Origin of the sequence: Mesorhizobium sp. B2-1-3 (assembly GCF_006442495.1) — a bacterium.
Classification (GTDB): domain Bacteria; phylum Pseudomonadota; class Alphaproteobacteria; order Rhizobiales; family Rhizobiaceae; genus Mesorhizobium.
Window position 1 is genome coordinate 24,888 of record NZ_VFWL01000030.1, and the last position, 8,469, is coordinate 33,356.

13 protein-coding genes are annotated in these 8,469 nt (G+C 62.8%); 6 read left to right on the plus strand and 7 right to left on the minus strand.

What is annotated here, in order from left to right:
* The first annotated feature begins 167 nt into the window (after positions 1–167).
* Positions 168–569: a hypothetical protein gene (locus tag FJ973_RS30020; protein WP_140500511.1), complete on the plus strand. Its 402-nt coding sequence runs from the start codon at positions 168–170 to the stop codon at positions 567–569.
* 2 nt (positions 570–571) lie between these two features.
* Here the strand turns inward: FJ973_RS30020 and FJ973_RS30025 are convergent, their stop codons facing one another.
* The 3 genes from FJ973_RS30025 to FJ973_RS30035 form a co-directional block, all read right to left on the minus strand.
* Positions 572–1,003 carry a heme-binding protein gene (locus FJ973_RS30025; RefSeq protein ID WP_140525760.1) on the minus strand — a complete coding sequence of 144 codons (432 nt, stop codon included), beginning with the start codon at positions 1,001–1,003 and terminating at the stop codon, positions 572–574.
* Positions 1,004–1,192: 189 nt separating this feature from the next.
* On the minus strand, positions 1,193–1,426 hold the full coding sequence (locus FJ973_RS30030; RefSeq protein WP_140500515.1) for a hypothetical protein: 234 nt from the start codon (positions 1,424–1,426) through the stop codon (positions 1,193–1,195).
* Between the two features lie 76 nt (positions 1,427–1,502).
* Positions 1,503–2,024, minus strand: a complete 522-nt coding sequence (locus FJ973_RS30035) for a helix-turn-helix domain-containing protein (RefSeq protein ID WP_140500517.1) — start codon at positions 2,022–2,024, stop codon at positions 1,503–1,505.
* 89 nt (positions 2,025–2,113) lie between these two features.
* Here FJ973_RS30035 and FJ973_RS30040 point away from each other — a divergent pair, with 89 nt between their 5' ends.
* The gene (locus tag FJ973_RS30040; RefSeq protein ID WP_140517604.1) at positions 2,114–2,998 is read left to right on the plus strand and encodes an alpha/beta hydrolase; all 885 of its coding nucleotides are present in this window, start codon (positions 2,114–2,116) and stop codon (positions 2,996–2,998) included.
* A 50-nt stretch (positions 2,999–3,048) separates the two neighbouring features.
* Positions 3,049–3,705 carry a glutathione S-transferase family protein gene (locus FJ973_RS30045; RefSeq protein WP_140517605.1) on the plus strand — a complete coding sequence of 219 codons (657 nt, stop codon included), beginning with the start codon at positions 3,049–3,051 and terminating at the stop codon, positions 3,703–3,705.
* A gap of 35 nt (positions 3,706–3,740) precedes the next feature.
* Here the strand turns inward: FJ973_RS30045 and FJ973_RS30050 are convergent, their stop codons facing one another.
* The 3 genes from FJ973_RS30050 to FJ973_RS30060 all read right to left on the minus strand — a co-directional run bounded on the left by FJ973_RS30050 (position 3,741) and on the right by FJ973_RS30060 (position 5,562).
* Positions 3,741–4,004: a metalloregulator ArsR/SmtB family transcription factor gene (locus tag FJ973_RS30050; protein WP_140500522.1), complete on the minus strand. Its 264-nt coding sequence runs from the start codon at positions 4,002–4,004 to the stop codon at positions 3,741–3,743.
* A 31-nt stretch (positions 4,005–4,035) separates the two neighbouring features.
* Positions 4,036–5,283 (minus strand): MFS transporter, encoded by a 1,248-nt coding sequence (locus FJ973_RS30055; protein ID WP_140500523.1) that lies wholly within the window; start codon positions 5,281–5,283, stop codon positions 4,036–4,038.
* Positions 5,284–5,367: 84 nt separating this feature from the next.
* Positions 5,368–5,562: a DUF1192 domain-containing protein gene (locus FJ973_RS30060; protein ID WP_140500525.1), complete on the minus strand. Its 195-nt coding sequence runs from the start codon at positions 5,560–5,562 to the stop codon at positions 5,368–5,370.
* Between the two features lie 121 nt (positions 5,563–5,683).
* Here FJ973_RS30060 and FJ973_RS30065 point away from each other — a divergent pair, with 121 nt between their 5' ends.
* From FJ973_RS30065 to FJ973_RS30075, 3 genes are all read left to right on the plus strand, one after another.
* Entirely contained in the window at positions 5,684–6,694 is a 1,011-nt protein-coding gene (locus tag FJ973_RS30065) for an NAD(P)H-quinone oxidoreductase (RefSeq protein WP_140558871.1), read from the plus strand.
* Between the two features lie 195 nt (positions 6,695–6,889).
* Positions 6,890–7,030 (plus strand): DUF1127 domain-containing protein, encoded by a 141-nt coding sequence (locus FJ973_RS30070; protein WP_140500528.1) that lies wholly within the window; start codon positions 6,890–6,892, stop codon positions 7,028–7,030.
* Between the two features lie 324 nt (positions 7,031–7,354).
* Positions 7,355–8,047, plus strand: coding sequence for a DUF1013 domain-containing protein (locus FJ973_RS30075; RefSeq protein ID WP_140517606.1), 693 nt, complete (start codon positions 7,355–7,357; stop codon positions 8,045–8,047).
* 62 nt (positions 8,048–8,109) lie between these two features.
* Here the strand turns inward: FJ973_RS30075 and FJ973_RS30080 are convergent.
* A partial coding sequence (locus FJ973_RS30080) for a WYL domain-containing protein (protein ID WP_140517607.1) occupies positions 8,110–8,469 on the minus strand: 360 nt, incomplete at its 5' end.

Here is an 8,469-nt window from a genome sequence, read left to right on the forward strand (position 1 = left end):
GCGCGGTCACGCATCCCGCGGCTCGATTTCAAAGATGTCGGCCGGACAACCGGCTGACATCGTTGTTGCATTCGGTCTTCTAGCGTGTTTGGGGCGTGCTGCGAAAATTCTTGACGGCGTGCCGGTTGCGCACTCTACAAAGGGGTGCCCCCAAATGGAGACGCCAGATGTTCGGTGCCGTCCCGCTGCTGATCGTGCCCTTTGTCCTCTACAATCTCGGGCTGCTCGGAATATTCGGCAGCGGTGACGATCCCTGGGCAAGCGAGGTCTTTTCCGTCGGCATGATGTCCGGCGGGGTGTTCTCGATGACGCTCGGCGACCTTATGGTGCTGATCGGGCTCATCTTCCTCTTCGTCGAGATCGTGAAATCGGCGCGCACTACGAACGCCTCGATCATGGACCATCTGTTGTCGACGCTGGTCTTCGTGGCCTTCCTGGTCGAGTTCCTGCTGGTCAAGGGCGCCGCGCACTCGGTCTTCTTCACGCTGATGATCATCGCGCTGTTCGACGTGCTCGCCGGCTTCTCGGTGTCGATGCGGTCGGCGAGCAGGGATATCAACCTGAATTAGCCTTAGCCCGGATCGGCGGTGAAGCCGGCGGCCTCGATGCCGGTGATGGCGGCGGCTTCGTCATTGTCCGAGCTGTCGCCGGAAATGCCGACGGCGCCTATGATGCTGCCTGCCTTGTCGCGGATCAGCACGCCGCCCACGACCGGCAACACGCGTCCGCCCGAGACGTCGGAGATGCCGGTCATGAGATGCGGGCGCTCCTTGGCGAAGGCCTCGACGCGGCGCGAGCCCATGCCGATGGCGAGCGCGCCATAAGCCTTGCCGGCGGACATTTGCGGGCGCAGGAACGAGGCGCCGTCCTGGCGCTGGAAGGCGACGAGATGGCCGCCGGCGTCGAGCACCGAGACGCCGAGCGGCCTGAGCTTGAGCTCCGCGCCCTTGGCGAAGGCGGCGTCGATGATCTCGAGGGCTTTGTCGAGCGGCAGTGCGGTCATGGCGATCTCCTGTTTGAAACGGATATCATCGGCAGCCAGCCGAACGAGGCAATCCAGGTTCCGGTTGAAATTGCTTCGTGGAAAGCGGGGTGAACGCGCCGATCCGGATCGCGCCTATGCCGCGATCCACCAAATGCGGTCAACGGCCACCGGCTCAGGGCCGGCAACGAAGCAACCGGGAGCGGCGTGCTACTTCTTCTTGGCGCGGGCGGGCTTCTTGGCGGGCACTGCCGGCGCGTTGGCAAGGTCTTCGGCTTCCTTGGCCAGCCGCAGCGCCCGCAGCTTGTCGGTCTTGACCTTGCGGGCATCGCTCTCGGCGACATACTCGGCCATCGCCTTCTGTCGGACCGTGGCCGCTTCCTCCTGCTTCTTGAAGCGCAGATCGGCGCGCGCGCGGGCAGTATCCCTAGAGTTCTCAACCAAGAGTCTGTTCCAATCTCGTGACGTGATTTTCGGCCTCTTGTAGCAGAGCCGGCCATTCAACGGGGAAAATAGTTGGTCACGCGGCCGGGTTGGCGCCGAGAGCCTTGCTGGCGAGCACGGCCTCATAGGCGGCCTGCAGGGTCGCGCGTACAGAGGGGCCGGACGCTGCATCGAGGGGCGTGCCGAGATGCTCGTGGCGCAACTCATCCATGAATTTCTCCCATAGCGGCGGCCCGCCCTTTTCCAGAAGCTCGGCCCGGATCGACAATTCCTCGCTGACCGGCAGCCAGACGCGGCCCCAGGCGCCGAGATGGGCCAGGATCGGCACCAGGGTGATCGCCATTTCGGTCAGGCTGTAGATCGCCTTCTGCTTGTGCGAAGGATCGTCGGCCTTGGTCAGCATGCCCAGATCCATCAGCCGCTTCAGCCGGTCGGCCAGTATGTTGGAAGCAATGCCTTCCATCGACCCGTTGAGCAACTCGCGAAAATGGCGCCTGCCGCCAAAAATCATGTCGCGAAGGATGATCAGGCTCCAGCGGTCGCCGAACACTTCCAGCGAAAGATTGATCGGGCAACCCGAGCGGCGATCGATGTTCATTCGACTTCTCCAAAACCGGTTGCATTATTGTATCGGTTTTATTATGGTGCAACCGATTGCAAAATGCAAGCAGATGAGGAGGCGACGCGATGACGAAGACTGGACGCCCCACTATCATATCCGAAGCCTTTGGCGACCCCGCCGACCCCGCTCTGCTGCTGATCATGGGAGCGATGGCCTCAATGCTGTGGTGGCCGGAGGCGTTTTGCCGGAAACTCGCCGCCGCGGGACTGTTCGTAATCCGCTATGATAATCGAGATACCGGCCGCTCGACCAAATATCCGCCGGGAGAGCCGCCCTACACGTTCGACGACATGGCCGACGATGCGATCGGCGTTCTCGACAGCCACGGCCTCGACAAGGCGCATATCGCCGGCATGTCGATGGGCGGCATGATCACGCAGCTCGTGGTGCTCAAGCATCCGTCCCGCGTCGCGTCGCTGACCGTGATCAGCAGCTCGCCGATGGGAGTGGACACCTCGAACCTGCCGCAGACCAGCGATGCCTATATCAAACATTCGGCTGAAGGCGCGCACATTGACTGGTCGGATCGCCGCCAGGTCATGGACTTCATGATCAAAGATGCCAAGGCGATCGCCAGCACAGCGCATCCCTTCGACGAGGGCCGCATGAGAGCCTTCATCGAGCGGGACTATGATCGCTCCGGCGGCCTGCTCAGCGCGACCAATCATTTCCTGCTCAAGGGCGATAGTGATCGATGGAGGGGCCGACTGCACGAGATGAACGCGCCGCTGCTGGTCATCCATGGTACGGCCGATCCCATCTTTCCGGTCGAGCATGGCGAAGCGCTGGCCGGGGCGGTCGCCGGCGCGAAACTCCTCCGGGTTGAAGGCGGTGGCCACGAACTGCATCCGGACGATTGGGATGTGATCGTCACCGGCATCGTTGCTCATATCCGGGCCGATTGGCACTCAAAGCGCGGTCCTGACGCCACAAGTTTGGGCAATAGTTAAGTAAACATTTCGGTACTAGACGACGTGAACCCCGAGACAGGTGAGCAAAAATGTCCCTGACGCTTCACTATCATCCGCTGGCCTCGTTTTGCTGGAAGCCGCTGATCGCGCTCTACGAGAACGGCACGCCGTTCGCGTCCGTCATCGTCGATCTCGGCGACGAGCAGTCGCGAGCGGCCTTCCTGAAGATAGCGCCCTGGGGCAAGATGCCCGCTTTGCGTGACGATGCGCGCGACCGCACCGTGCTGGAGTCGACCCTCGTCATCGAGTATCTGGCCGCGCACTATCCCGGACCGGTCGACCTCGTCCCCGCCGATATCGACCTCGCAATCGCGGTTCGCCAGGCCGATCGCTTTTACGATCTCTATGTGCAGGAACCGATGCAGAAGATCGTCGGGGACCGGCTGCGCCCGGAACGTAGGACCGATCCGTTCGGCGTCGAACAGGCGCGCGACCAGTTGCGCAATTCCTATGCGATCATCGAGCAGGAGATGGCGTCGAGGAACTGGGCTGTGGGCGACGCCTTCACCATGGCCGATTGCGCGGCCTCGCCGGCCCTGTTCTACGCCAACAAGGTCGAGCCATTCGGCGACAGATATCCTGCCGTGAGTCGCTACCATGACCGGCTGTTGCAGCGGCCGGCCTTCGCCCAGGTGATTGAGGAGGCGCAGCCCTATTTCAAGCTCTTCCCCTATAATGATGGCTGATCGTGGTGCGTGACCGGTCGTTTGAACAGGAACGATCAAGTCTCCCAAAATTGGTCGAGCCAGATGTTGAGTTTCAGGAAGCCGGCATTGCTCACCGTATAGACGCGCCGCGTGCCTTCGGCCTTGGCGTGGACAAGGCCGGCATCGAGCAACACCTTCAGATGCTGCGATACGGCCGGACGTGAGACCGGCAGCCCGGCTGCCAGTTGATTGACGGTTTTGGGACCGCGTCGAAGTTCTTCCAGGAGATGGCGCCGGTTGGGATCGGCGATCGCCATGAAGGCGTCGGAAAGCATCATGCCTCATTTGTGGGGCAAAGTTCTTCGAATCTCAACCGTTTGCTTCTGCTTTTCTTCTTGGGTCAAGCCGCAATGCTTCCGGCGTCACCGAACGGTCGGCGGGCTGCGTCTTGAAGGCGTCGCGGTCCTCGATCGGCACCGGCGCGCGGCGGCTAATGCGCAGCAGCGTGTAGCCTGCCAGGGAAAGATGCGCGAAGGCGGTCGCCAGAAACAGGCCCTCCGGACGCATCCAGCCCATCAGGGCGGCCGCCAGCAAGGGTCCGATCATGGTGCCGAAGCCATAGAGCAGCAGCAGGCCGCCCGAAACCTTGACGAAGTCCTCGGCACTGGCGTGGTCGTTGGCATGCGCCACGGCGATCGAATAGAGCGTATAGGCGAAAGCACCGTAGGCGGCGGTGAAGACGATGACGAAGACGCCGGAGCGCGGCTCGAACAGGAAGATCAAGAGCGCGAACAGCGCAGCGCCGAAAGCGGCACCCGCCAGCACGAAGCGCCGGTCGGTCTTGTCGGAGAAACGCCCGGCCGGAAGCTGCATGGCGGCACCCGCCACCACCACCAAGCTCATCATCAAGGCGATCTCAGCGGTGGAGATGCCGATGCGGGCGCCATAGACGGCGCCAAGCGTGCCCCATGCGCCGTTGGCGATGCCGATGAGGACGCAAGCGATGGCCGAGACCGGCGAGTTGGCGTAGAGCCCCTTGACGTCGAGCTTGACGTCCTGGAGCGGCTTGGGGTGCGAGGCGGTCGATACCGCGGTCGGGATCAGTGACAGGCAGAACAGGATGCCGGTGATCATGAAGAGTGAGGCCGATTTCACGTCGCCGCCGGCGACGATCATCTGCCCGCCCATGATCGAGGCATAGGTGACCATCATATAGAGGCCGAAAACGGTGCCGCGATTCTCGTTGGTGGCCTTTTCGTTCAGCCAGCTTTCGATGACCATGAAGGCGCCGGCCATGGTGAAGCCGGTGAAGGCGCGCAACAGGATCCAGACATATTCGTCGATGACCAGTCCGGTGAGCAGCGCAACGATGGCGCCGGACGCGGCGAAGGCGCCGAAGGCGCGCACGTGGCCGGCACGGCGCACGATACGTGGTGCAAAGAAGCAGCCGGTGACGAAGCCGCCGGCCCAGGCTGTGCCCATCAGGCCAAGCGATGCGGTGGAGAAGCCTTCCACCTGGCCGCGCAGCGGCAACAGCAAGCCGTGCAATCCCGACGCCGCCAAGAGGAATGCGGTGCCCCGAAGCAGCGAAAGGATCGGTCTGTAGGCTGCGAGCATTTTTTGATCCGGCTGAAATCGAGGAGAGACGCAGAGTCTGAAGACAGTCGCATTCGGGCTTTTCGGAGGCGGGTCTTTTCGGCCTTATCCGCGGCGGAACAGCGCCTCGGCCGCGGATTTGGTGCTGTCCTTCGACTTGAGTTCAGCCTCCAACCGGGCGATCTCGTCACGCAGGATGCCGATCCGTTCCGACAACTCGCCGACGGAGAGCAGCGACAGGTCCTGCCCGATCTCGTGCGGACGCGCCTTCTTCTTGGGTTCGTCGTCGAAGATCGCCATTTGTGCTCCTCCTCCGCCATACCGATTGGCCATTTGCCTGATTTGCCAATGAGCATACATAGGGCAGGGGCGTCGATGCAAACAGCCGGCAAGAATGCGGCGAGGAAAGACGGGAGATTTCATGGCGAGCGGATCTAAAATTCCGGCAAGGATGACGGCCATCGCGATCTCCGAGCCGGGTGGGCCCAGGGTGCTGAAACCGGAGACGCGCGATGTGCCTGTGCCCGGTCCCGGCGAGATATTGATCAAGGTGCGCGCCGCCGGCGTCAACAGGCCCGACGTGCAGCAGCGGAAGGGCGCCTATCCGCCGCCGCCCGGTGCGTCGGACCTGCCGGGCCTGGAGGCGTCGGGCGAAGTGGCCGCGCTCGGCGACGAGATATCTCGCTGGCGCCTTGGCGAGCGCGTCTGCGCGCTCACCCCCGGCGGCGGCTATGCCGAATATGTCAAGGTTGATGCCGGCAGCGTGCTGCCGCTGCCGGCCGGTTTCACCCACACGGAAGCGGCGGCCGTGCCGGAAAACTATTTCACCGTCTGGCACAATGTGTTCGAGCGCGGCGGCTTGAAGAAAGGCGAAACGCTGCTGGTTCATGGCGGCTCTTCGGGTATCGGCACAACGGCGATCCAGCTTGCATCGGCCTTCGGTGCCCATGTCATCACTACGGCCGGCAACAAGGAGAAATGCGATGCCTGCCTGAAGCTCGGAGCCGACCGGGCGATCAACTACCGCGAGGAGGATTTCGTCGCAGCGGTCAAGGAAGCGACGGGCGGCAAGGGTGCCGACGTCATCCTCGACATGGTCGGCGGCGACTATGTGGCGCGCAACTACGAGGCCGCGGCGGTCGAGGGCCGGATCGTCCAGATCGCCCTGCAAGGCGGCGCGGTGGCGAGCGCCGATTTCTCGAAAATCATGGTCAAGCGGCTTGTTCATACCGGTTCGACACTGAGGCCGCGCACCGTCGAGTTCAAGGCGGCGCTGGCAGCCGCGCTCGAAGCGCAGGTGTGGCCGTTGCTCGGCACGCGCCGGATCGCGCCCGTCATGGACATGATCTTCCCGCTTGCCGATGCCTGGCGGGCGCATGAGCGTATGGAGGAAGGCGATCATATCGGCAAGATCGTGCTCGACGTCGGCTGACGGCAACATTGCCGATGCCCGGCTGGCCGAGGCGGGCTCATACCCGCGACCCGGCCCCTGCCTGCAAGCTGAACAAAAGCTTAATGGTGCAATGCAGCATTTGCATCATTGCTATGCAAAATCAGCCATTCAAGTGCCGCTCGATGATGACTATTTGAGCATCATCGAAACGAACACCCCATTTGGAGGACTGACATGAACCCGATCCGCGCTTTCCGTAACTGGCGTATGTACAACGAGACCGTGCGCGAACTGAACCGCCTCAACGCGCGCCAGCTCAGCGATCTCGGCATCAACCGCGCCGACATCGAAAAGATCGCCCGCCAGGCGATCTGACTTCAAGAACCGCCCCGCCGCAAGGCGGGGTCGCAAAGCAGAGCCGCCGCAGACGCTTGCTCGTCGCCGGTTCCGAACCCGCCGGACCTGTCCGGCGGGTTTTGTCTTTCTGGACCCCAAACATATTCGCGGCACCATTTTCATGCCGCCCGTGATTGATCTGCCCCGGTGTGGTTGCCAGATCGACGGGCGTTCCCAAAAACGCCTTCCCAAAAACATTGCGGAACCGCCGGAGAGCGGTTATATAACCTGCGAATTTCCCATTTTGGTGGCTCTAAACCACCGCCCGCGCGGGAACGCGGGCGAACGAGAAGGATTTTTAAAATGGCCAATACGCTGCTGATGCCAAAGGCGACCGCTGTCTGGCTGGTCGACAACACCGCGCTTTCCTTCGAGCAGATAGCACAGTTCTGCGGGCTGCATCCGCTCGAGGTCAAGGCGATCGCCGACGGCGAATCGGCGCAAGGCATCAAGGGCATGGATCCGATCATGACCGGCCAGTTGACCCGCGACGAGATCGCGCGTGCCGAGAAGGATCCGAACCAGCGGTTGAAGCTTTCGGACCCCAAGGTGCGGGTGCCGGAATCCAAGCGCAAGGGGCCGCGCTACACCCCGCTGTCGAAGCGTCAGGACCGACCGAACGCCATTCTCTGGTTAGTGCGCAACCATCCCGAATTGAAGGACGCGCAGATCTCGCGCCTCGTCGGCACCACCAAGTCCACGATCGAGCAGATCCGCGAGCGCAAGCACTGGAACTCTGCCAACCTGCAGCCGATGGACCCGGTGACGCTCGGTCTCGCCTCGCAGATCGATCTTGACATGGAAGTCAACCGCGCATCGCGCGGCCGCGAGCAGGCACAGCCGGTCGGCGACACATTGCTGCCGGCGGCGCTGACCGAGCGCCTGGTTCCGGCTCCCGAAAAGCCGAAGGACGAGGATGCCGAACTCGACGCCAACGCCGTGTTCGCCAAGCTCTCGGCTCTGAAGTCGAAGGACAGGGATAACGACGAGGAGTAGAATTCTCGCGAACTCGACCGAAAAGCCCGCTTCGAGCGGGCTTTTTTACGGGTTGGGAGACCTCAGCTTCGCGCCGCACGGTCCGGCGCCATGCCGTAATCCTCGCTGCGTTCCACCGCCCGGTAAAAATCGGCGAGCTGCTTGCCGCGCTCCGGCTTGAAGACGCGGCCTGCGATGACCACCGAGGCGATGCGATCGATGCGGAAGGCGCGGAAATCGTCGCGCATCTCGCACCAGGCGACCAGCGTCCACACCTTGCCCCAGAACCAAAGGCCCAAGGGCCTGATGTCGCGGGCGGTGCCGCGGCCGGCTTCGTCCGAATAGTCGATGGTCAGCACCTGGCGCTTCTCGATGGCGCGCTCGATCAGGTCGATCGCCTCGCGCGCGGCATCGCTCACCACCCACATCGGCGTGTGGATCTC

Bases quoted from the DNA above. Each gene is read 5' to 3' on its own strand.
- FJ973_RS30065 (WP_140558871.1), top strand. From the start codon at position 5,684: ATGGCGAGCGGATCTAAAATTCCGGCAAGGATGACGGCCATCGCGATC.
- FJ973_RS30050 (WP_140500522.1), bottom strand. From the start codon at position 4,004: ATGATGCTTTCCGACGCCTTCATGGCGATCGCCGATCCCAACCGGCGC.
- FJ973_RS30020 (WP_140500511.1), top strand. From the start codon at position 168: ATGTTCGGTGCCGTCCCGCTGCTGATCGTGCCCTTTGTCCTCTACAAT.
- FJ973_RS30035 (WP_140500517.1), bottom strand. From the start codon at position 2,024: ATGAACATCGATCGCCGCTCGGGTTGCCCGATCAATCTTTCGCTGGAA.
- FJ973_RS30060 (WP_140500525.1), bottom strand. From the start codon at position 5,562: ATGGCGATCTTCGACGACGAACCCAAGAAGAAGGCGCGTCCGCACGAG.
- FJ973_RS30055 (WP_140500523.1), bottom strand. From the start codon at position 5,283: ATGCTCGCAGCCTACAGACCGATCCTTTCGCTGCTTCGGGGCACCGCA.
- FJ973_RS30075 (WP_140517606.1), top strand. From the start codon at position 7,355: ATGGCCAATACGCTGCTGATGCCAAAGGCGACCGCTGTCTGGCTGGTC.
- FJ973_RS30045 (WP_140517605.1), top strand. From the start codon at position 3,049: ATGTCCCTGACGCTTCACTATCATCCGCTGGCCTCGTTTTGCTGGAAG.
- FJ973_RS30040 (WP_140517604.1), top strand. From the start codon at position 2,114: ATGACGAAGACTGGACGCCCCACTATCATATCCGAAGCCTTTGGCGAC.
- FJ973_RS30025 (WP_140525760.1), bottom strand. From the start codon at position 1,003: ATGACCGCACTGCCGCTCGACAAAGCCCTCGAGATCATCGACGCCGCC.
- FJ973_RS30070 (WP_140500528.1), top strand. From the start codon at position 6,890: ATGAACCCGATCCGCGCTTTCCGTAACTGGCGTATGTACAACGAGACC.